The 19,855-nt window shown below is 62.5% G+C and carries 18 protein-coding genes, 1 tRNA gene and 1 riboswitch; of the genes, 10 read left to right on the top strand and 9 right to left on the bottom strand.

Annotation, left to right across the window (positions count from 1 at the left end; translation table 11 throughout):
• Positions 1-275: 275 nt before the first annotated feature.
• The 3 genes from AB6802_RS00095 (at position 276) to AB6802_RS00085 (ending at position 3,653) form a co-directional block, all read left to right on the top strand.
• Complete coding sequence (locus AB6802_RS00095; RefSeq protein ID WP_371007958.1) at positions 276-1,475, top strand: aspartate aminotransferase family protein; 1,200 nt, start codon at positions 276-278, stop codon at positions 1,473-1,475.
• 18 nt (positions 1,476-1,493) lie between these two features.
• Entirely contained in the window at positions 1,494-2,405 is a 912-nt protein-coding gene (gene argF / locus AB6802_RS00090; protein ID WP_371007957.1) for an ornithine carbamoyltransferase, read from the top strand.
• Between the two features lie 240 nt (positions 2,406-2,645).
• Positions 2,646-3,653: an Hsp33 family molecular chaperone gene (locus AB6802_RS00085; RefSeq protein WP_371007956.1), complete on the top strand. Its 1,008-nt coding sequence runs from the start codon at positions 2,646-2,648 to the stop codon at positions 3,651-3,653.
• Positions 3,654-3,841: 188 nt separating this feature from the next.
• Here the strand turns inward: AB6802_RS00085 and apaG are convergent, their stop codons facing one another.
• Positions 3,842-4,234, bottom strand: a complete 393-nt coding sequence (apaG, locus tag AB6802_RS00080; RefSeq protein WP_371007955.1) for a Co2+/Mg2+ efflux protein ApaG — start codon at positions 4,232-4,234, stop codon at positions 3,842-3,844.
• Positions 4,235-4,447: 213 nt separating this feature from the next.
• Between apaG and AB6802_RS00075 the strand changes: the two genes are divergently transcribed.
• Positions 4,448-5,593, top strand: a complete 1,146-nt coding sequence (locus AB6802_RS00075; protein WP_371007954.1) for a ceramide glucosyltransferase — start codon at positions 4,448-4,450, stop codon at positions 5,591-5,593.
• A 36-nt stretch (positions 5,594-5,629) separates the two neighbouring features.
• Here the strand turns inward: AB6802_RS00075 and AB6802_RS00070 are convergent, their stop codons facing one another.
• Positions 5,630-6,820: an O-succinylhomoserine sulfhydrylase gene (locus AB6802_RS00070; RefSeq protein ID WP_371007953.1), complete on the bottom strand. Its 1,191-nt coding sequence runs from the start codon at positions 6,818-6,820 to the stop codon at positions 5,630-5,632.
• 56 nt (positions 6,821-6,876) lie between these two features.
• Positions 6,877-6,954, bottom strand: a riboswitch (SAM riboswitch).
• A gap of 137 nt (positions 6,955-7,091) precedes the next feature.
• Here AB6802_RS00070 and AB6802_RS00065 point away from each other — a divergent pair.
• Positions 7,092-8,186, top strand: a complete 1,095-nt coding sequence (locus tag AB6802_RS00065; protein ID WP_371007952.1) for a 2'-deoxycytidine 5'-triphosphate deaminase — start codon at positions 7,092-7,094, stop codon at positions 8,184-8,186.
• Positions 8,187-8,382: 196 nt separating this feature from the next.
• Here AB6802_RS00065 and araD1 read toward each other — a convergent pair whose 3' ends face one another.
• The 4 genes from araD1 to chvE all read right to left on the bottom strand — a co-directional run bounded on the left by araD1 (position 8,383) and on the right by chvE (position 13,710).
• The gene (gene araD1, locus AB6802_RS00060; RefSeq protein WP_371007951.1) at positions 8,383-9,378 is read right to left on the bottom strand and encodes an AraD1 family protein; all 996 of its coding nucleotides are present in this window, start codon (positions 9,376-9,378) and stop codon (positions 8,383-8,385) included.
• Positions 9,379-9,637: 259 nt separating this feature from the next.
• The gene (gene mmsB, locus AB6802_RS00055) at positions 9,638-10,924 is read right to left on the bottom strand and encodes a multiple monosaccharide ABC transporter permease (protein WP_371007950.1); all 1,287 of its coding nucleotides are present in this window, start codon (positions 10,922-10,924) and stop codon (positions 9,638-9,640) included.
• Positions 10,921-12,453 carry a multiple monosaccharide ABC transporter ATP-binding protein gene (gene mmsA / locus AB6802_RS00050; protein WP_371008753.1) on the bottom strand — a complete coding sequence of 511 codons (1,533 nt, stop codon included), beginning with the start codon at positions 12,451-12,453 and terminating at the stop codon, positions 10,921-10,923. The genes mmsB and mmsA overlap by 4 nt, the downstream gene beginning before the upstream one ends.
• Positions 12,454-12,639: 186 nt before the next feature.
• Complete coding sequence (gene chvE, locus AB6802_RS00045) at positions 12,640-13,710, bottom strand: multiple monosaccharide ABC transporter substrate-binding protein (RefSeq protein WP_371007949.1); 1,071 nt, start codon at positions 13,708-13,710, stop codon at positions 12,640-12,642.
• A gap of 292 nt (positions 13,711-14,002) precedes the next feature.
• On the opposite strand from chvE, the gene AB6802_RS00040 reads away from it, so the two are divergent.
• On the top strand, positions 14,003-14,992 hold the full coding sequence (locus AB6802_RS00040) for a LysR family transcriptional regulator (protein WP_371007948.1): 990 nt from the start codon (positions 14,003-14,005) through the stop codon (positions 14,990-14,992).
• A gap of 103 nt (positions 14,993-15,095) precedes the next feature.
• Positions 15,096-15,422, top strand: a complete 327-nt coding sequence (locus AB6802_RS00035; protein WP_371007947.1) for a protamine-2 (modular protein) — start codon at positions 15,096-15,098, stop codon at positions 15,420-15,422.
• 130 nt (positions 15,423-15,552) lie between these two features.
• Here AB6802_RS00035 and AB6802_RS00030 read toward each other — a convergent pair.
• From AB6802_RS00030 to AB6802_RS00020, 3 genes are all read right to left on the bottom strand, one after another.
• Positions 15,553-15,626, bottom strand: a tRNA-Gly gene (locus AB6802_RS00030).
• Between the two features lie 58 nt (positions 15,627-15,684).
• Positions 15,685-16,362 carry a sensor histidine kinase gene (locus AB6802_RS00025; RefSeq protein ID WP_371007946.1) on the bottom strand — a complete coding sequence of 226 codons (678 nt, stop codon included), beginning with the start codon at positions 16,360-16,362 and terminating at the stop codon, positions 15,685-15,687.
• A gap of 215 nt (positions 16,363-16,577) precedes the next feature.
• Positions 16,578-17,189 (bottom strand): outer membrane protein, encoded by a 612-nt coding sequence (locus AB6802_RS00020; protein ID WP_371007945.1) that lies wholly within the window; start codon positions 17,187-17,189, stop codon positions 16,578-16,580.
• A 469-nt stretch (positions 17,190-17,658) separates the two neighbouring features.
• Between AB6802_RS00020 and AB6802_RS00015 the strand changes: the two genes are divergently transcribed.
• The 3 genes from AB6802_RS00015 to AB6802_RS00005 all read left to right on the top strand — a co-directional run bounded on the left by AB6802_RS00015 (position 17,659) and on the right by AB6802_RS00005 (position 19,780).
• Entirely contained in the window at positions 17,659-18,612 is a 954-nt protein-coding gene (locus AB6802_RS00015) for a hypothetical protein (RefSeq protein WP_371007944.1), read from the top strand.
• Entirely contained in the window at positions 18,609-19,406 is a 798-nt protein-coding gene (locus AB6802_RS00010; RefSeq protein WP_371007943.1) for a hypothetical protein, read from the top strand. The genes AB6802_RS00015 and AB6802_RS00010 overlap by 4 nt, the downstream gene beginning before the upstream one ends.
• 104 nt (positions 19,407-19,510) lie before the next feature.
• Positions 19,511-19,780, top strand: coding sequence for a DUF6460 domain-containing protein (locus tag AB6802_RS00005; protein WP_371007942.1), 270 nt, complete (start codon positions 19,511-19,513; stop codon positions 19,778-19,780).
• Positions 19,781-19,855 lie beyond the last annotated feature (75 nt).

Below are 19,855 nucleotides of genomic sequence, written 5' to 3'. Positions count from 1 at the left end.
CCGGGTGATTAGGTCCGCCGCACGAAATCTAGTTATTTCTCGACTACAATTACCTTATGCGCTGACTCGGTGACAAGAGTCCCCAGGGCAACACGAATCGGTTTTTTCGGTTTTCCCCAACTTGCGGGCCGCTGATGAGCCGGCGCGCCGTCGGGGGGCTTTGCCGCGCGCTTCTGCGCGACGTTTTCGTTGACTTCATGGCCGAAAAACATCATAAGCCGCAAAGGCCGCCGCATTGGCGGCTTTTTTGATTTCCGGTTCCGGAGACGCATATAATGAGCGGTTCGGCGCTTTACGAGACCTTTGCTCGCGCACCCCTGGCCTTCGACCATGGGGAGGGGACCTGGCTGGTCACCGACAAGGGCGAGCGATATCTCGACTTTGCCGGCGGCATCGCGGTCAATTCGCTGGGCCACAGCCATCCGCATCTGGTCGCCGCATTGACCGAGCAGGCCGCCAAGCTCTGGCATGTCTCCAATCTCTACGAGATTCCCGAGCAGCGTCGTCTGGGCGAGCGGCTGGTCAATGCCACCTTCGCCGACAAGGTGTTCTTCACCAATTCCGGCGCCGAGGCGCTGGAATGCGCCATCAAGACGGCCAGGCGCTATCATTTCGTCAAGGGCGAGCCCGAGCGCTTCCGCATCATCACCTTCGAGGGCGCGTTCCACGGCCGCACGTTGGCGACGATCGCCGCCGGCGGACAGTACAAATATCTCGAAGGCTTCGGCCCGAAGGTCGAGGGTTTCGATCAGGTGGCCTATGACGACATCGACGCCGCCGAGAAGGCGATCACGCCGGAGACCGCGGCGATCCTGATCGAGCCGGTGCAGGGCGAGGGTGGCATCCGTCCGGTGCCGACGCAGTCGTTGAAGCGGCTGCGCCAACTCTGCGACCAGCACGGTCTGCTTTTGATCTTCGACGAGGTCCAGTGCGGCATCGGCCGTACCGGCAAGCTGTTCGCGCATGAATGGACCGGCGTGACGCCCGACATCATGGCGATCGCCAAGGGCATTGGCGGCGGCTTCCCGATGGGCGCTTGCCTGGCCACCGACGAGGCCGTGATCGGTATGACCGCTGGCGTGCACGGCACCACCTTCGGCGGCAACCCGCTGGCTATGGCGGTCGGCAACGCGGTGCTCGATGTGGTGCTGGCCGAAGGCTTTCTCGAGGACGTGCAGCGCAAGGCGCTGCTTTTGAAGCAGGGCCTGGCCGGGGTTGCCGACGAATTTCCCGATGTCATCGAGGACATCAGGGGGATTGGCCTGATGCTCGGCCTGAAATGCGCCATGCCCAACACCAAGGTGAACATGGCGCTGCGCGACCAGCACCTGTTGGCGGTGCCTGCCGGCGACAATGTCATCCGCCTGCTGCCGCCGCTCACCGTCACCGACGAAGAAATCGGCGAGGCGCTGAAGCGCATCCGAGGTGGCGCCAAGGGCCTGACCGACGCGATCGCGGCCGAAGCCGCCAAGTAATTTCTGGAAACCCCGCCGATGAGTGTTCGCCACTTCACTGATCTATCCGCTGTTTCCGCGGGCGACCTGCGTGTCATGCTCGACGACGCGGTGGCGCGAAAGACCAGGCTCAAAGCCGGCGAGCGCTCGAAACCGCTCGAAGGCAAGGTGCTGGCCATGATCTTCGACAAGCCCTCGACGCGCACGCGCGTGTCCTTCGATGTCGGCATGCGCCAGCTCGGCGGCGAGACGATCATGCTGACCGGCACCGAGATGCAGCTCGGCCGCTCCGAAACCATCGCCGACACCGCCAAGGTGCTGTCGCGCTATGTCGATGCGATCATGATCCGCACCACCTCGCATGAGCGGCTGCTGGAGCTGACAGACAACGCCACCGTGCCGGTCATCAACGGGCTGACCGACGACACCCATCCGTGCCAGCTGATGGCCGACATCATGACCTTCGAAGAACATCGCGGTCCGGTGGCAGGCAAGACCTTCGCCTGGACCGGCGACGGCAACAACGTGCTGCATTCGCTGCTGGAGGCGTCGGCGCGGTTTCGGTTCGACGTCAATGTGGCGGTGCCGGAAGGCAGCGAGCCGTTCGAGAAATATGTCGACTGGTCGAAGGCCAATGGCGGCAAGGTCAGATTCTCCCGCTCGGCCGAAGAAGCCGTCGATCAGGCGGATTGCGTCGTCACCGACAGCTGGGTGTCGATGGGCCAGGAGCATCGCGCCCGCGGCCACAACGTCTTCCTGCCCTATCAAGTCAATGCGGCACTGATGGCCAAGGCCAAGCCCGACGCTTTGTTCATGCACTGCCTGCCGGCGCATCGCGGCGAGGAGGTCACCGACGAGGTGATCGATGGGCCGCATTCGGTGGTCTTCGACGAGGCCGAGAACAGGCTGCACGCCCAGAAAGCGGTACTGGCCTGGTGCCTGGGCGCTTGATCTGGCGCAATTCCAGGAAAAGTGTGAAACGGTTTTCCGTCCGGGATTGCGCAAAGACAAATAGCTGGAGGGGTCCGCTGCTTTCGTTAAGCAGTGAACCCCTCCAGCGCGACCGATACAGGGGATATCCCGACTTGATCCGGGGATATGTGATGCCTATTTGCGGGCCATCACGTAAATTGAACGCGCTTCGACGCATGCGGCCCGCGGGCCGGCATGGTTGCGCCCCGGAGTATTGTCATGTTGGAAACCCATACCTTGGCTGAGCACCATCAACCTCAACTCGGTGAATTCGGCTTCGCCGGCGACGATCATGTCGTGCCTTACGAGGTCGCGCCGCTCGACGTGCGCGGTCGCACCGTGCAGCTCGGGCCGATGCTCGACGCTATTTTGAGCCGCCACGATTACCCCGAACCGGTCGCCCGGCTTCTGGCCGAGGCCTGTGTGCTGACGGTTCTGCTTGGCACCTCGCTGAAGTTCGAGGGCAAGTTCATCCTGCAGACCCGCACCGACGGGCCGGTCGACATGCTGGTGGCGGATTTCTCCACGCCGCATGCGCTGCGCGCCTATGCACGCTTCGATGCCGACCGCCTGCAGGCGCTGATTGCCGCGGGAGAGACCTCCCAGCAGGCGCTGCTCGGTACCGGCGTGCTGGCGCTGACCATCGATCAGGGCGAACACACGCAGCGCTATCAGGGCATCGTTCAGCTCGACGGCGAGACGCTGGAAGACGCGGCGCGCACCTATTTCCGCCAGTCGGAACAGATCCCGACCGAGCTCAGGATGTCGGTCGCCAAGCTGGTGACGCCTGGTCCCGGCGGCGCGAGCGAGCAGTGGCGCGCCGGCGGTATCCTGGCGCAGTTCCTGCCGCAGGCGCCGGAGCGTATGCGGGTGCCGGATATTTCGGGCGGCGACGGCGATCCGCGCGACGTTACCGATCAGCCGGCCGACAATTCCTGGCAGGAATTGCTGGCGCTGCTCGGCACCATCGAGCCGACCGAGCTGATCGACCCGACGGTGGGCGCCGAACGGCTGCTCTATCGTCTGTTCCATGAGCACGGCGTGCGCGTCTTCCGTAGCGTGCCGGTCGCCGACCAGTGCTCCTGCTCGCGCGAGAAAATCAGCAGCATCCTCGCAGGATTTTCGGCTGAGGAGATCAAGGACTCGACCGAGGATGGCGGCATCCACGTCGCCTGTGAATTCTGCTCGACGCAGTACGATTTCGATCCGGCGGAATTCGCGAAGTGAGAAGCCTTTCCTTCTCCCCGTTTACGGGGAGAAGGTGCCCGAAGGGCGGATGAGGGGTAATGCGGCCTTCAGCGATCTAAAGGCGCATTGTCGCTTTGTCTGGAAGATAGTCTCCCAACGCTAGCGCCGCCCCTCATTGTCCTGCCGGACATTTCTCCCCGTGAAACGGGGAGAAAAAACGCTCTTGCCTAATTCACCGTTCGCCTTGTCCCGGGCAGGTCGAGCGAGAAAGCCGGAATGGCGATGTCGAACACCTCGCCGCGGCCGTTGCGCATCGTGTAATGGCCGACCATGATGCCGGACGGCGTCGAGAGCGGGCAGCCTGAGGTGTACTGATAGCTGTCGCCGGGATTGAGCTCCGGCTGGTCGCCGACGACACCGGCGCCGCGCACTTCCTCGACGCGACCTCGGCCATCGGTGATATGCCAGTAGCGCGACAGAAGCTGCACGAAATCGTCGGAGCGGTTGTCGATCGTCACCTGATAGCCCCAGACATAGCGGTTCTCGGACGGATCGGAGCGATCCTCCAGGTAGAACGGCCTGACCAGCACTTCGATGTTGCGCGTGACAGCGCGATACATGGGCTACTCCGGTTACCGCCGCGGGATATTTGCCGCACTTCGCGATTGTTACGCGAAATCACCCTGCCAGCTTCTTAAGCGCAGGTGCCGAAAAACAATGTCATTTAAGTGACACATGACAATGTTGGTGTGCACAAACTTTGTTGGGCGACTCGCGCGCTCTGTCGACTGATGAAACGGCCTCGCGGGGCCTTCGGGAGTGACCGGATCTCGATGGAACTCACTATCGCAGCCGCCCTAGCTTCGTCAGCCCTTCTTCTGTCCAACATCGCCAGCATCGTGCTTGCATCGTCGCGGCTGAAACCGCGGCGTGTCATTCCGCCGCCGGTCGGCGCGCGACCGCCTGTGTCGATCGTCGTGCCGTCGCGCGGCGTCGAGCCGTTCACCGAGGAAACCTTGGCTCGCGCCTTCTCGCTCGATTGGCCGCGCTACGAGCTGATCTTCTGCGTCGCCCATGCCGAAGACCCGGTGGTCAGGCTCGTCGATGCGGCGATCGAGCGCTACCCCGACGTTCCGGCGCGGCTCCTGGTCGGCGACGACAGGATCAGCGCCAATCCCAAGCTCAACAATTGCGTCAAGGGTTGGCAGGCGGCACGGCACAATTGGGTCATTCTCGCCGATTCCAACGTGCTGATGCCGAAGGACTATGTCCAGCATCTGATGGCGGCATGGCGCCCGGACACCGGCCTTGTCTGCTCGACGCCGGTCGGTTCGCGGCCGGACGGCTTCTGGGCCGAAGTCGAATGCGCGTTCCTCAACACGCTGCAGGCGCGCTGGCAATATGCCGGCGAGGCGCTCGGCCTCGGCTTTGCTCAGGGCAAGAGCATGCTGTGGAACAAGCCGATGCTCGATGCCAGCGGCGGCATCCACGCTTTGGCCGCCGAGATCGCTGAGGACGCCGCCGCCACAAAGCTGGTCAACGGGCTCGGCCTCAGGGTCAACCTTGTCGCATCGCCTTTCGAGCAACCGCTTGGCCTGCGCACGCTTGCCGAAATCTGGTCGCGCCAGACGCGTTGGGCGCGGCTGCGCCGGGTCACCTTCCCACTGTTCTTCGCGCCCGAGATATTCACCGGCGCCGCGATACCGTTGCTTTTTGCGCTGGTCGCGGCTGCCAGCGCCGGCGTCAGCCTGCCGACCACGGCGCTGTGCGTCCTGGTGATTGCCTATCTGCCGGAATGCCTGCTGGCCTGGTCCAAGGGCTGGTACCTGTCGCCGCGCAGCGTCACCGCAATGATCGTGCGCGACGCGATGCTCCCGGCGATCTGGGTGCGTGGTTGGCTGGGTGGCGCCGTTGAATGGCGTGGCAACGCCATGACCATCCGCACCGGGGAAATGACGGAGCTCGAGGAGATCGCCTGAACCACCTCAGGCAATCTCCAGCGACAGTTGTGAAGCTTACTTTGCCGCCTTCAGCGCCTGCGCGACGTCTTCGAGCAGGTCGTCCGTATCTTCCAGGCCAACCGAAAGCCTGAGCGTGCCCGGCCCGATGCCGAGCTCGGCGCGCGCCTCGTCGCTGAGGTTCTTGTGCGTCGTCGTCGCCGGATGGGTGATCAGGCTCTTGGCGTCGCCGAGGTTGTTGGAGATCAGCACAATGTCGAGCGCGTTCTGGAAGGCGAACGCGGCCTGCTTGCCGCCCTTGACGTCGAGGCAGATCAGCGTCGAGCCGCCCGTCATCTGCTTCTTGACGATATCGGCCTGCGGGTGATCGGCGCGGCCCGGATAGATGACGCGGGCGATCTGCGGCTGCCCGGCCAGGAAATCCGCGATTTTGCCGGCGCTTTCCGTCTGTTGGCGCACCCTGACCGGCAGCGTCTCCAACCCTTTCAGCAGCGTCCAGGCGTTGAAGGGCGACAGGCTCGGGCCGGTATGGCGGAAATAGTCGTGCAAATTCTCGTCGATCCACTTCTTGTCCGACAGGATGACGCCGCCGAGACAGCGCCCCTGGCCGTCGATGTGCTTGGTCGCCGAATAGACAACGATATGCGCGCCAAGCTGCAGCGGCTTCTGCTGCAAGGGTGTGGCAAAGACATTGTCGACGATCAGCCTGGCGCCGATCGAGTTGGCAAGCGAAGCGACAGCGGCGATGTCGACCACTTCCAATGTCGGATTGGTCGGGCTCTCCAGGAAGAACAGCTTGGTGTTCTTCTTGACGGCCTTTTCCCAGTTGGCGATGTCGGTGCCGTCGACCAGCGTCGCCTCGATGCCGTAGCGGGGCGCCAACGTTTCGACCACCCAGCGGCAGGAGCCGAACAGCGCCCGCGCCGCCACGATATGGTCGCCGGCCTTGGCGCTGCACAGAAGTGCCGCCGTCACCGCCGCCATGCCGGAAGCGGTTGCGCGCGCATCCTCGGCACCTTCCAGAGCGCACATGCGCTTTTCGAACATGTCGACGGTCGGGTTGGCGTAGCGCGAATAAATGAAGCCGGGCTCCTCGCCCTTGAAGCGGGCTTCCGCCGCCTGGGCTGTCTCATAGACATAGCCCTGGGTGAGATACATCGCCTCGGACGTCTCGCCGAATTGGGAACGCAGCGTTCCGCCATGCACGAGTGACGTCTGAGGCTTCCAGTTACGCTTGTTGGTGCTCATAGCCCTGCTTCCAGACACAAAAAAACCGGCCGCGAAAGTCGCAACCGGTCCATACGGCCTTGCGGCCAACGGTCCTTTAGCGACTTGTTTAACGTGGCTGCAAGCCGACCGGCCAAATCACCACGGGATAACAACCCTTTAAATGAGCGCCGCGCTTGCGTCAATTGCCGGCTTCATTAAGAGGGTTGTACCAGGCAGGTTCCGCAAAAGTGTCCAGCGGTTTTGCGGCAAGAACCTGCCACAAAGAGACCCGCCTTAACGGAGCCCGCCATTGCGGCAGACAGGCATTCTTCCCGATCAGGACATCGCGGCGCTGTTTGAGGCAGGCGCGCTGAAGTCGCCGCGCGCGCTCGACGCCGACCAGATCCAGCCGGCCAGCCTTGACCTCAGGCTCGGCGAAAAAGCCTTTCGCGTTCGCGCCTCCTTCCTGCCGGGTCCCGATCATCTTGTGGTCGACAAGCTCAACCGGCTGAAACTGCACGAGATCGATCTTGCCGAGGGCGCGGTGCTGGAGACGGGCTGCGTCTACATCGTGCCGCTGCTCGAAAGCCTGGCGCTACCGGCGCATGTTTCGGCTTCGGCCAATCCGAAGAGCTCGACCGGACGGCTCGACATCTTCACCCGCGTCATGACCGACCGTGGCCACGAGTTCGACAAGATCGCGGCCGGCTATCACGGGCCGCTTTATCTCGAAGTCAGCCCGCGCACTTTTCCAATCATCGCGCGCGCCGGCTCGCGCCTGTCGCAGATCCGCTTTCGTACCGGACATGCGGTGCTGTCGGAAAATGAGTTGCGCGATCTCCACCGCGCCGAGATGCTGGTCGCCACCGAGCCGCCCAACATCTCCGGCGGCGGCATAGCGCTGTCGATCGATCTCGACGGCGACAAGGATGGCCTTGTCGGCTATCGCGGCAAGCACCACACCGGCCTCGTCGATGTCGACAAGCGCGCCGCCCAGGACGTCGTCGATTTCTGGGAGCCGATCTATAAGAGCGGCGCCGGCGAGCTGGTGCTCGACCCGGACGAATTCTACATCCTGGTCAGCCGCGAGGCGGTGCACGTGCCGCCGCTCTACGCCGCCGAGATGACGCCCTTCGATCCGCTGGTCGGCGAGTTCCGCGTCCACTATGCCGGCTTCTTCGACCCCGGCTTCGGTCATTCCGCCGCCGGCGGCAGCGGCAGCCGCGCGGTGCTCGAAGTGCGCAGCCACGAGGTGCCGTTTATCCTCGACCACGGCCAGATCGTCGGCCGCCTGGTCTACGAGCACATGCTGAAGCGGCCGCAGGCGCTTTACGGTACCGATCTTGGCTCGAACTACCAGGCGCAAGGCTTGAAGCTTTCCAAGCATTTCCGCGCAGCGCGCTGAGTCGAAACAGCCAATCTCCCCCCTTGTGGGGGAGATGCCCGGCAGGGCAGAGGGGGGCGCGAAGGATCACGGCCTATCTCGATACCCAGCAGCGAAGAGTCCGAAAGCAAGCCATTTTTGGATTGACAGATCGACGGCACAGCGCCCCCCTCTGGCCTGCCGGCCATCTCCCCCACGAGGGGAGAGATCACCAAGCTCACAACGCCTTCACCGCCACCTTCACCGGCTTCTCGATCTCGAGCGGGTTGCGCAGCGGTAGGCCGAAATCCTGCGCCTCGATCTCGAACGTATCGCCAGCCTCGGTCCGGACGCCATCGGCGAAGGACAGCGTCGCGGTGCCGAACATGTGCACATGCACGTCGCCCGGCTGCCGGAACGCCGAATATTTGAAGTGATGGTGCTCGAGATTGGCGATGGTGTGCGACATGTTCGCTTCGCCCGAAAGGAACGGCTTTTCCCACAGCAAATTGCCGTCGCGCCAGATGCGCGATGCGCCGCGAATGTCGGCCGGCAGCTCGCCGATCAGGATTTCTGGGCCGAACGAGGCGTTGCGCAGCTTGGAGTGGGCGAGGAAAAGGTAGTTCACCCGCTCCGTCACATGGTCGGAAAATTCGTTCGACAGCGTGAAGCCGACGCGGAACGGCGCGCCGTCGTCGCCGATGACGTAGATGCCGGCGATCTCCGGCTCCTCGCCGGCATCCTGCGCAAAGGCCGGCGACATCAGCGGCGCGCCTGGCGCCACAGCCATGGTGCCGTTGCCCTTGTAGAACCATTCCGGCTGGACGCCGACCTGGCCCTTGGCGGCCTTGCCGCCTTCGATCCCCATGCGGAACATCTTCATCGAATCGGTGAGCTGTTCGTCACCACCCTCGCTGAGCTTCTTGTGCATGGAATCGCGCGCCGCAGCCGAACCGAGATGCGTTAGGCCGGTCCCGGTCAGATGCAGATGCGCGGGGTCCGGATGGTTGATCGGCGACACCAGCCGGCCCTTCTTGTAGGCGGCGTCGAGGTCAAAGGGTTCACCGAAGCCCTTGCGCTCGATCAGCGCCTCCAGGCCGACACCGGTGCGCGCGGCCTCCATCGCCAGCGAATAGACGCTGCGCGCGCCGTTGATGATCCTGGTTTTGCCGCCGCCATTGCGGGCAACGACGCGGATCGTCTCGGCGTCGTCGAGGATCTGGGAGATCAGCATGTTTTCAATCCTCTCTCATCGTGCGTGTGGCCGGCTGCCTTGCGGGCAAACCCTGACCGGCGCGGCATGGAGAAATCCACGCCACGGTTGAAATTCGTCGTCCGGATTGCGCTCGCGAACCTGTTCCTGTCGGGAGTTATTGCCGCCGCCCGGCAGCTTCGCGATCTGGAACCCGTATGCCTCCTTAAATTCGCACCAGGCGTTTTAGATGGAGCATGATCTTTTCCGAAAACCGGCATCCACTTTTCGGGATCACGCACTAGGCCTTGTTCTTGTTGTAGACGTCGAAGATGACGGCGCCGAGCAGCACCAGGCCTTTCACCACCTGCTGCCAGTCGACATTGACGCCCATGATCGACATGCCGTTATTCATCACGCCCATGATGAAGCCGCCGACCACGGCGCCGATCACCTGGCCGACGCCGCCCATGGCCGAGGCGCCGCCGATGAAGACGGCCGCGATGACGTCGAGCTCCGAGCCAAGACCCGCCGCCGGCACGGCCTGGCCGAGACGCGCCGCGATGATCAGGCCGCCAAGCGCCGACAGCACGCCCATATTGATGAAGACGAACAGCGTCAGCCGTTCGGTGTTGATGCCCGACAGTTGTGCGGCCTTGGGATTGCCGCCCATGGCGTAGATGCGGCGGCCGATGGTCATGCGTTTGGTGACGAAGACGAACAGCGAGATCAGAACGCCCATGACCAGCAGCACCACCGGCAGGCCCCTGTAGCTGGCGAATTCATAAACCAGGAACAGCGCCAGCGCGCTGGCGACCAGCGTCTTGATGACGAACAGCGGGAAGGGTTCGGCCTCATAGCCATGGCGCTCGCGCTTGCGCCGGGTGCGGAGCCCGAAATAGGCATAGGCCACAACGGCGATCAAGCCGAGCACGATCGTTGTCATATGCAGCGTCAGGCCGCTGCCGATAATGGTCTTACCAGCGGCATTGACCGTCGGCGGGATCAGCGTCAGCGGGCCGATCACATCGGGGATGAAGCCGGAGCTCAGCGCCTTGAAGTCGTCCGGAAGCGGGCCGACCGAGGATCCGCCGCCGAGCAGCGCCTGGCAGATGCCGCGGAAGATCAGCATGCCGGCCAGCGTGACGATGAAGCTCGGTATCCGGTGATAGGCGATCCAGTAGCCCTGCGCCGCGCCGATCAAGCCGCCGATGACAAGGCAGAAGATCGAAACCACCAGCGGATTGCTGAGCGGTCCGAGCTGCCAGATGACCATCATGTTTGCCGCCAGCGCGCCGATGAAACCGGCGACCGATCCGACGCTGAGGTCGATATAGCCGGAGACGATGACCAGGAGCATGCCCAGCGCCATCACGATGATGAACGAGTTCTGCTGAACCAGATTGCTGAGGTTGACCGGCTTGAAAAGTGTGCCCGACGTGGTGAACTGGAAGAACAGCATGATGATGATCAGCGCGATGATCAGGCCGTATTCGCGCAAATTCGTCGTCAGCGCCGAGACGGCGATGCGCGGGCGCTGTTCCAGTGCGGCGTCGCCTTGCGGGGCGGGGGCGGTTTCGGTGCTCATGCTGCTTTTCCTTCTCCCCGAACGATGGCGCGCATTATTTTTTCCTGGCTTGCGTCCGCGGCCGGCATTTCGCCGACGATGCGCCCTTCGTTCATGACGTAGATGCGGTCGGTGATGCCGAGCAATTCCGGCATTTCCGACGAGATGACCACGATCGCCTTACCTTCGGCGGCAAGCCGCGCGATGATCGTGTAGATTTCATACTTGGCGCCGACATCGATGCCGCGCGTCGGCTCGTCGAGGATCAGCACGTCCGGGTCCGCGAACAGCCATTTCGACAACACCACCTTCTGCTGGTTGCCACCCGAAAGATTGCCGGTCAACTGGTAGACGCTCGAAGCACGGATATTGGTCTTCTTGCGATAGTCGTTGGCAACAGCGAGCTCACGCAAATCGTCGATGACGCTGTGGCGCGAGACGCCGCCGAGATTGGCCAGCGTGATGTTGTGCTTGATATGGTCGATGAGGTTGAGACCGTAGGTCTTGCGGTCCTCGGTCACGTAGGCGATGCCATGTTGAACCGCCTTGCTCACCGACGAGACATCGATCGGCTTGCCCTTGAGCAGCACTTCGCCGGTGATGCGGCGGCCATAGGAGCGGCCAAACAGGCTCATGGCGAATTCGGTGCGGCCGGCGCCCATCAGCCCGGCAATGCCGACCACCTCGCCCTTGCGCACGTTGATATCGATGCCCTTGATCACCTGCCGCTCGGCATGGATCGGATGATAGACCGACCAGTTCTTCACCTCGAACACGACCTCGCCGATCTTCGGCTCGCGCGGCGGATAGCGGTCGTCGAGCGAGCGGCCGACCATCGAGGTGATGATGCGGTCTTCCGAAATGTCCTTTTTGGCCAGCGTCTCGATGGTGCGCCCGTCACGGATGACCGTCACCTTGTCGGCGACCCGGTTGATCTCGTTGAGCTTGTGCGAGATCAGGATCGAGGTCATGCCCTGGCGCTTGAATTCGAGCAAAAGGTCGAGCAGCGCCTGGCTGTCCTTCTCGCTGAGCGACGCCGTCGGCTCGTCGAGGATCAAAAGCTTGACATCCTTGCTCAGCGCCTTGGCGATCTCCACCAACTGCTGCTTGCCGACGCCGATATTGGTGATCAGCGTCTTGGGGTCCTCGTTGAGGCCCACTTTCTTCAACAGGGCGCTGGTGCGCACCTCATTGGCGTTCCAGTCGATGACGCCATATGTGGCGTGCTCGTTGCCGAGGAAGATGTTTTCGGCGATCGACAGCATCGGCACCAGCGCGAGTTCCTGGTGGATGATGACGATGCCCTTGTGTTCGCTGTCCTGGATGCCCTTGAACTGGCTTTCCTGGCCCTGAAAAATGATCTGGCCGTCATAGGTGCCGGAGGGATAGACGCCCGACAGCACCTTCATCAGCGTCGATTTACCGGCGCCGTTCTCACCGACCACGGCATGGATCTCGCCTTCCTCGACGCTGAGGTTGACGTTCGACAGCGCCTTCACGCCGGGGAACGTCTTGGTGATGTCGCGCATCTCCAAAATCGTCGTCATCAGGGCAAGCTCCTCCCAGAATTTTTTGTTTTTTACGCAATTCCGGACGGATGGTTACGGCGGAGACGCCGAACTTAACCGCAACGCGCTTTTCCTGGAATTGCTCCAGGCCGGCAAAACAATACCGGGGTCGCTTGTGAACGGAAAGGGGTCCTGCGTTGCGCAGGACCCCTGATTTTGTAACCGGGATTACTTCAGGTCTTCGGCCTTGATGTAGCCGGAGTCGACGACCAGCTTCTGGTAGTTCGACTTGTCGACCTCATGCGGCGTCAGCAGGATCGAGGGAACGACCTTGACGTCGTTGTTGTAGGTCTTTTCGTCGAGGCCGTCAGGCTTGCCGCCGGAGAGCACCTTGTCGACCAGTTCGACGGTGGCCTTGGCCAGGTCGCGGGTGTCCTTGAACACGGTCGAGTACTGTTCGCCCGTGATGATCAGCTTGACCGAGGCAGTCTCGGCATCCTGACCGGTCACGATCGGCCATGGCTGTGCGTCCGTGCCGTAACCAACGGCGCGCAGCGAGGCGGTGATGCCGCGCGACAGGCCGTCATAGGGCGACAGAACGCCATCGACGCGGCTGCCGTCCGAGTAGTTGGCCGAGAGCAGATTGTCCATGCGCGCCTGGGCGGTGGCAGCGAGCCAGCGCAGCGTGCCGACCTTGTCCATGCCTGTCTGGCCGGACTTGATCTTGATCGAGCCGTCGTCGATCAGCGGCTGCAGGACGGAGATTGCGCCATTGTAGAAGAAGAAGGCGTTGTTGTCGTCGGGCGAGCCGCCGAACAGTTCGACGTTCCACGGCTTGGTATTCGGAAAGCGCTCCTTGAGGCCCTTGACCAGCGAGTTCGCCTGGATCACGCCGACGCCGAAATTGTCGAAGGTGGTGTAATAGTCGACATTCTTGGTCTTCTTGATCAAGCGGTCATAGGCGACGACGACCACGCCTGCGTCAGCCGCCTTCTGCAGCGCGTCCGACAAGGTGGTGCCGTCGATCGAGGCGATGATCAGCGCTTTCGGGCCCTTGGTGATTTCGTTTTCCAGCTGGCTGAGCTGGTTCGGGATGTCGTCCTGCGCATATTGCAGGTCGACCGTATAGCCGAGCGCTTCGAGCTGCGACTTGACGGCGTCGCCGTCATTGATCCAGCGCTGCGAGGTCTTGGTCGGCATCAGCACGCCGACAAGGCCCTTGTCTGCGGCATGCGCCGAATAGGTCATGGCAGCGACGCCAAGGGCCGCTACCGCGGCCAGTGTCTTGATGATTTTCACGTAACTCTCCCTGGTTGATGGACGCGACACCTCGGGGCTTCGCGGGCCGCGCAGTCGAACAGGAGCGCTGGCGCGCCACTGTCAGCCTATCGATCTCCGGTATCCTCCCAATCGGCCCTGAACCGCTGATTTCAATCGATACGATTTTTCTCGTCGTCGACTGGCACGGCTCAGGACCGGCGGAGGTTGTGTCCCTTTGACATAACTGTCAAATGCGATCTTTGCTGGTTGCTATACCGAAACTGTTATAGCTTGCGGAAAATTGACAAACTGACGGAGCGGGTTCGAAATCATGGCGGCATTGCGCGATCCTCAAGGAATTTCAGGCAGTTACGAAAAACTGCCGGGCAACAGTGAAATGCTCCTGCGCAGCGGCTTGAGCCTTCGCCACATGCGCATGATCGCGGCACTTGACGATCACGGGCGGGTGAGTGCCGCCGCGCAGGTCATGAACATCTCGCAGCCGGCCGCCTCGCGCATGATCGCGGAGATGGAAGCGGTGCTCGACGTGAAGTTGTGCGAGCGGCTGGCGCGCGGCGTCACATTGACCCCTTACGGCCAGGCGCTCGCCAGGCGCGCGCGTTCCATCCTGCTCGAGATGCGCGAGGCCGATCGCGAGATTTCCGAACTCAAATCCGGCAAGGGCGGCTCGGTGTTCCTCGGCGCGGTGACGGCGCCCGCGATCGAGCTGGCGGTGCCGGCGATCCGCGAGATCCGCCGCATCTATCCACGCATCGAGATCACTATGCAGGTCGAGACCTCGAATGTGCTGGCCCGCGAATTGATCGCGTCGCGGCACGATTTCATCATCGCCCGCATCCCGGACGACCTCAATCCGCGCCTGTTTGAATCGCGCGTCATCGGCGTCGAGAAGGCCTGCCTCATCGTGCGCCGCGGCCATCCCCTGACAAAAGGCGACGGGGTACGGCTGGAAGATACCGCGGCCTACGACTGGGTCTTCCAGTCCGGCGGCTCGCCGCTGCGCCAGGCCATGGAAAGCAACTTCTTGAACCGCAACATCCCGCTGCCGGACCGTATCCTCAACACCTCGTCGCTGCTCTTGACCCTGGTGATGGTGGCACAGTCGGACGCCATCGCGCCGGTATCGATCCAGGTGGCGAAGTTCATCCAAGGTCCCGACGGGTTGGCCGGCGCCATCGATGTGGTGCAGACCGAGTTCGACATCGAGGTCCGGCCTTACAGTCTGATAACGGTCAAGAATCGCGTGCTCTCGCCCGCCGCCAAGATGCTGCACGATTTCATCTTGCGCGAAGTGGGGTAGTGGAACGAGAATAGCCCTCGTACGTTCAAACCGATCGGCAGCTCGCTGGAGCCTGTTGCGGGCGAGGGAAGATCTGCCGATGCTAAACAGCTCGGAGGTTTTGATGGAACGTCGGTTATTTCTGACTGGAATGCTGGGCGTTGCGGGGGCAGCCGCACTTGCAAGCTTGGCCGGACCTAGCAAGGCCATTGCCGGAATTCCCGCCGGCAACGGAATTCTCGACGAGCTCGACAAGCCGGACAATGCAGTCTTCGAAGACGGCGATCAGCCTGAAGTCGAGCTGGTCTCGCATCGCCGCCACCATGGTCATTGGCGCTGGCGCCGCCGGCGTGGCCGTCGTCACGGCTGGAGGCGCGTGTGCCGCCGCGTCTGGCGTCATGGCCGCTGGCACCGCCGCTGCTGGCGCGAACGGTTCTGGATCTGGCTGTAAGCTAAGCGCCGTTTAAAAATTGAGACAAAGGATTGGGTCCTGCACGGCTGTGCAGGACCCAATCTGTCTTTGGACGACCTGCCTGCACATATCGATGTGCTTGTTCTTCGGCCTGGGCGAATTGAGGAGCTGGAGCGGGTAGCGGGAATCGAACCCGCGCGTTCAGCTTGGGAAGCTGACAGGCTACCATTACATCATACCCGCGCGAGCCCTCGTTACCATGAGGGCGCCGGCTCAAGCAATCGCCAAAGCAAGCCCTTCATCATCGCGCGACCGGCAGCTCCATGCGCACATGCGCGCCCCGCCATGAGCCATCCAGAATCCTGACAGTGCCGCCATGCAGTTCGGCGATCTGCCGGGCAAGGTTGAGGCCGAGGCCGGCGCCGCGCGATTGCGGCTGCAGGCGGTAGAAGGGCTGGAAGACGTTCTCGCGCTCCGGCGGCGGAATGCCGGGGCCTTCGTCGCGCACCTCGAGGCCACCGCTCTCGTCGACGGCGACCGTGATCGTGCCGGCGCCGCCGCCGTGATCGATGGCGTTGCGCACCAGGTTCGCCAGCGCGCGTTCGATCTGCGAGCCGTTCGCCAGGATTTCGACCTTGCCCCACGGCGGCTCGAAGGCGAGATCGTAGCCGGCTTCGACCGCCAGCGGCGCGAAGTCGGCGGTCACCCGGCGGCCAAGCTCGTTCAGGTCGACGCTGCGCCGCTCGTCGCCCGGCCGCTCCAGCATCTGATGGTCGAGCAATTGCTGGGCAAGATGCGACAGGCGCTCGATGTCCAACAGCAGGCGTTCGCTTTCCGGCTCTTTCGTCAGCAGTTCCGCCCGGGTGCGCAGGATGGCGATCGGCGTGCGCAATTCATGCGCGGCGTCGGTCAGGAAGCGGTTGTGCTGGTCGTAGCCATGGGCGAGGCGCGTCAGCGGCCACGAAAATTGCCTCGACATTACGCGGGCCGGTATGGAGAGGTGGAGAAAGGCAGTTTCTCGCGGTGGAGATCGGCGGGGTTGGGCCGCCGCGGAAAACTGCTCTCCGACGACCAGGATTTTTCCTGATGCGTGTCGTTATCCCGGAACCGCTGCGCACTTCCGGGTGGCATGCATCAGGTAAGTTGGAGCATGATCTTTTCCGAAAACCGGTTCCCACTTTTCGGGATCATGCATTAGAACCGGTAGTTGATACCGGCCTTCAGTTCCTGGCTGCCTATACCGGTCTTCGCTTTGCCGAAGGCCGATCTCGTCTCCACGTTAGGCGTGCGGATATAGTCGTATTCGATCTTGGCCGAGAGACCGCCGGCGAAAGCCTGCTCGACGCCGCCGCCGACGAGATAGCCGAGCTTGCGGCTATCGGTGTCGCGCACGCCGGAACCCTTGTCGAACGTGGTCATGGCAACGCCAGCGGTGCCGAAGACCAGCGTCTGGTCGAAAGCGAGGCCCGCCTTGGCCTTGGCGGCGGCGCGCCACTTCTCCTTGATCTTGCCGCCTTGGACATTGTGCTCGGCGCCGCCGAGATAGGAGCCTTCGAGCTCGGCGCCGAACACGGCCGGGCCGGTCTGGAAGTTGTAGCCGGCCTGCGCGCCGCCGCTCCAGCCGTTCCTGCCGGCAAACGGATTGGGCATTTTGGTGAAGGCCGTTCCACCGTGAAGGCCGACATAGGCGCCGCTCCACTGGAAAGCCGGCGGATCGTTGTAGGCGGGCGCGAGGTCCGCGGCCATCGCCGCGCCGTTGAGAAAGGCAAAGGCCACGGCCAGGGCAATCTTGGTTCCTGAAAACACGCTCAATACTCCAAACACACAAGGCGCAGGGCTGGACCATGCGCGGATTGACCCGTGGAGCCGGCCCTGGAATGGCCGCTCCGGTTCGATCGCCTTTCACGGCAAAGGAATTGCGTGCCGAAAGGCGGCTGCCTTGCGGTCCGAACTTCCGTTGCGACACTGCTCGAAAGACCAGCCCTATCTGTCAGGCGAAAATTGCAGGCACATTGCGCGCAGCAAGAAAATGAGGATTTTTCTATTTATTTTCAGCAGTTTGTAGCTTTTCTGTTTACCCAAAATTAAGCCGATCGAGGGCCGGCCTCACTCACGCGTTTCTCCTCGAAACCGACGCTTTGTTCCCGACGGCATGATCGGCATTGCTGCAATCGCCTGAGATGGATTACAAAATGCCGGGCTTAATGGCGCGGCGAAGCATACTGTATGCCAAGGCATGGGCGCCCGGCAGCAGTCGCCGCATTGGGGTACTGCTTTGCGGATTGTCTACTTCTATTCCGATACGCATCCTTACGAAAAAGCGATCTATCCGGGCGTCGGCCCGGCTTTCGCGAGGCCGCTCGGCTGGGAAACCAGGCCAATCAGCGGCCTCGATGACGGCAATTTCGACGCCGGCGTCGTCGACAACCGCTTGGAGGATGGAGATTTAACCCGCCTCAAGCGTTATCTCGCCCTTCCCGCGGAGGGCCGGTCGGCGATCTTCTTTCGGGTCAGCGACCCCGACATGCCGGACTCGACCAACCCCAACACGAGGTTCATCTTCGACTGCGCGGATGTTGGCGGCGTCCATTACGCCACGACCTACGATCCGGAAGGCGCGTTCCTGGCATTCACCAGGCGGCTTAAGGCATCCCGCATCATCCGCCTTCCATATGCTTACGATTCTTCGCGAGAGGTCGACTTCCCCTTGTCAGGCCGCAGCCGCCGGCTCTTCCTGTCGGGCAGCAATTCCAGAACCCTCTATCCGGCCCGCCACGGCTTGCGCCGCAAGCGGCGCTGGTCGCCGTTGCTGAGATACCTTGTCCATAATCTGAAGCATCCCGGCTATCCCGAGCACGGCGAGGCGCCGAGGCACGACATCACTCATGACCGTTTCGTCGCCCTTGCGGCGCGCTTCACGCATTTCTTCCTGTGCGGCGCCCGTTTCAATGTCGAGCTGATGAAGTATGTCGAGTGTGCTTATGCCGGCTCCGTGCCCGTCGGCGTGCCGGCGAATTCGCTCAGCATTGCTGCGAAGAAATGCTTTCGCCCTTATACGGCGCGCACATTCGATCTCATCGGCGATCTTCGCCAACCGATTGGCAAGCTTGCGGAACGGGCTGCGGCCTATCGCACTGCCATGCGCGAATTGCGGTCTCCAGCCAGGATAACCAATGATTTCATCACGCAGGCCAACGCGATCGGCACCGGCGGGAGGCCAGCCGCATGACGGCCATAGAGTCTGTCGTCAACGCGCTTTGGATCGGTGATGCGCTTGACGACACCAACGCCGCCTGCCTGCGCTCCTTTGCGCTGGCGGGTCACCGTGTGCTCCTTCACTGCTACGGCGCTCCGCGCAATGTACCGTCGGATGTTGAGGTCTTCGACGCATCGGCGCTGATGCCGAAGGATCGGATCGTCTATTACAAGGAGAACGGCAGCCCTTCCCTATTCGCCAACCTCTATCGGCTGAAGATACTGGAGGCGGGCCTGGGCGTTTATGTCGATTGCGATGTCTTCTGCCTGAAGCCGATTCCGCAAGCAGATTACATTTTCGGATACCAGACCGACACGGTGCTCAACAATGCGGTGCTGAAGCTGCCCGCCGACAGCAGTGTGCTGCGCGAGGCGCTGGCGATGACCGAGGATCCTTTTTACATCGCTCCCTGGCTCGGCGAGAAGAAGCTGCGACGGTACCGGCTGCGCAAGGCGATCGGACTGCCGGTCCATATTTCGCACTATGCCTGGGGCAAGCTCGGGCCGGAGGCCATTACTTACTTCGCCGGCAAGGCCAACGTCATGCATCATGCGGCGCCGATCGATGTCTTCTATCCCGTCCATCATGAGCAAGTCTCGATGTTGCTCGATCCTGGCCTGTCACTGGACGATATCGTGACGCCTCGCACGCTCTGCATCCATCTGTTCGACAAGATGCTGAAGCAGCAGATGAAAGGTCGCGCGATCCCGGCCGGGTCTCCGCTTGGCCAGATGCTGGAGCGTTGCGGATTGCCTGTCAGGTCCTGAACCACCGGCGCCTCGACGGACGCGGGTTGCGGCGGCGCTTGATGCTGGGCAGTTGAGCGCATATTTCTGGGCCTGCGCCCGAATCGGGCCGCTTGCACGGGAGAATGGACTTGTCCGCACTGACGCGTTTTCTCGGCGACTCGCCGCTCAGGGTGTTCCTGAAGCTGCTGGTGGTCTCCTTCCTTGTCGGCCTCGTCATGCATGCCTTCGGCTGGACGCCGATGGATATCTTCGATGGCATCCGCCAGTTCTTCCTCGACCTGTGGAATCTCGGCTTCCACGCCGTCGACCGTTTCCTGGGCTATATCCTGCTCGGTGCGGCGATCGTGGTGCCGGTGTTCGTCTTGCTCCGGGTCGCCAGCTACAGGAAGTAGTAGGCAGTAGGCAGTAGGCAGTAGGCAGTAGGCAGTAGGCAGTAGGCAGTAGGCAGTAGGCAGTAGGCAGTAGGC

It is taken from the genome of Mesorhizobium sp. RCC_202, assembly GCF_041355295.1.
GTDB lineage: Bacteria > Pseudomonadota > Alphaproteobacteria > Rhizobiales > Rhizobiaceae > Mesorhizobium.
This window is presented reverse-complemented; position numbering and strand designations above follow the sequence as displayed.

Bases quoted from the DNA above. Each gene is read 5' to 3' on its own strand.
- araD1 (WP_371007951.1), bottom strand. From the start codon at position 9,378: ATGCTGATCTCCCAGATCCTCGACGACGCCGAGACGATCCGCGTCGTT.
- AB6802_RS00005 (WP_371007942.1), top strand. From the start codon at position 19,511: ATGGACTTGTCCGCACTGACGCGTTTTCTCGGCGACTCGCCGCTCAGG.
- AB6802_RS00040 (WP_371007948.1), top strand. From the start codon at position 14,003: ATGGCGGCATTGCGCGATCCTCAAGGAATTTCAGGCAGTTACGAAAAA.
- AB6802_RS00095 (WP_371007958.1), top strand. From the start codon at position 276: ATGAGCGGTTCGGCGCTTTACGAGACCTTTGCTCGCGCACCCCTGGCC.
- apaG (WP_371007955.1), bottom strand. From the start codon at position 4,234: ATGTATCGCGCTGTCACGCGCAACATCGAAGTGCTGGTCAGGCCGTTC.
- mmsB (WP_371007950.1), bottom strand. From the start codon at position 10,924: ATGAGCACCGAAACCGCCCCCGCCCCGCAAGGCGACGCCGCACTGGAA.
- argF (WP_371007957.1), top strand. From the start codon at position 1,494: ATGAGTGTTCGCCACTTCACTGATCTATCCGCTGTTTCCGCGGGCGAC.
- AB6802_RS00010 (WP_371007943.1), top strand. From the start codon at position 18,609: ATGACGGCCATAGAGTCTGTCGTCAACGCGCTTTGGATCGGTGATGCG.
- AB6802_RS00075 (WP_371007954.1), top strand. From the start codon at position 4,448: ATGGAACTCACTATCGCAGCCGCCCTAGCTTCGTCAGCCCTTCTTCTG.
- AB6802_RS00025 (WP_371007946.1), bottom strand. From the start codon at position 16,362: ATGTCGAGGCAATTTTCGTGGCCGCTGACGCGCCTCGCCCATGGCTAC.
- AB6802_RS00070 (WP_371007953.1), bottom strand. From the start codon at position 6,820: ATGAGCACCAACAAGCGTAACTGGAAGCCTCAGACGTCACTCGTGCAT.
- AB6802_RS00035 (WP_371007947.1), top strand. From the start codon at position 15,096: ATGGAACGTCGGTTATTTCTGACTGGAATGCTGGGCGTTGCGGGGGCA.
- AB6802_RS00085 (WP_371007956.1), top strand. From the start codon at position 2,646: ATGTTGGAAACCCATACCTTGGCTGAGCACCATCAACCTCAACTCGGT.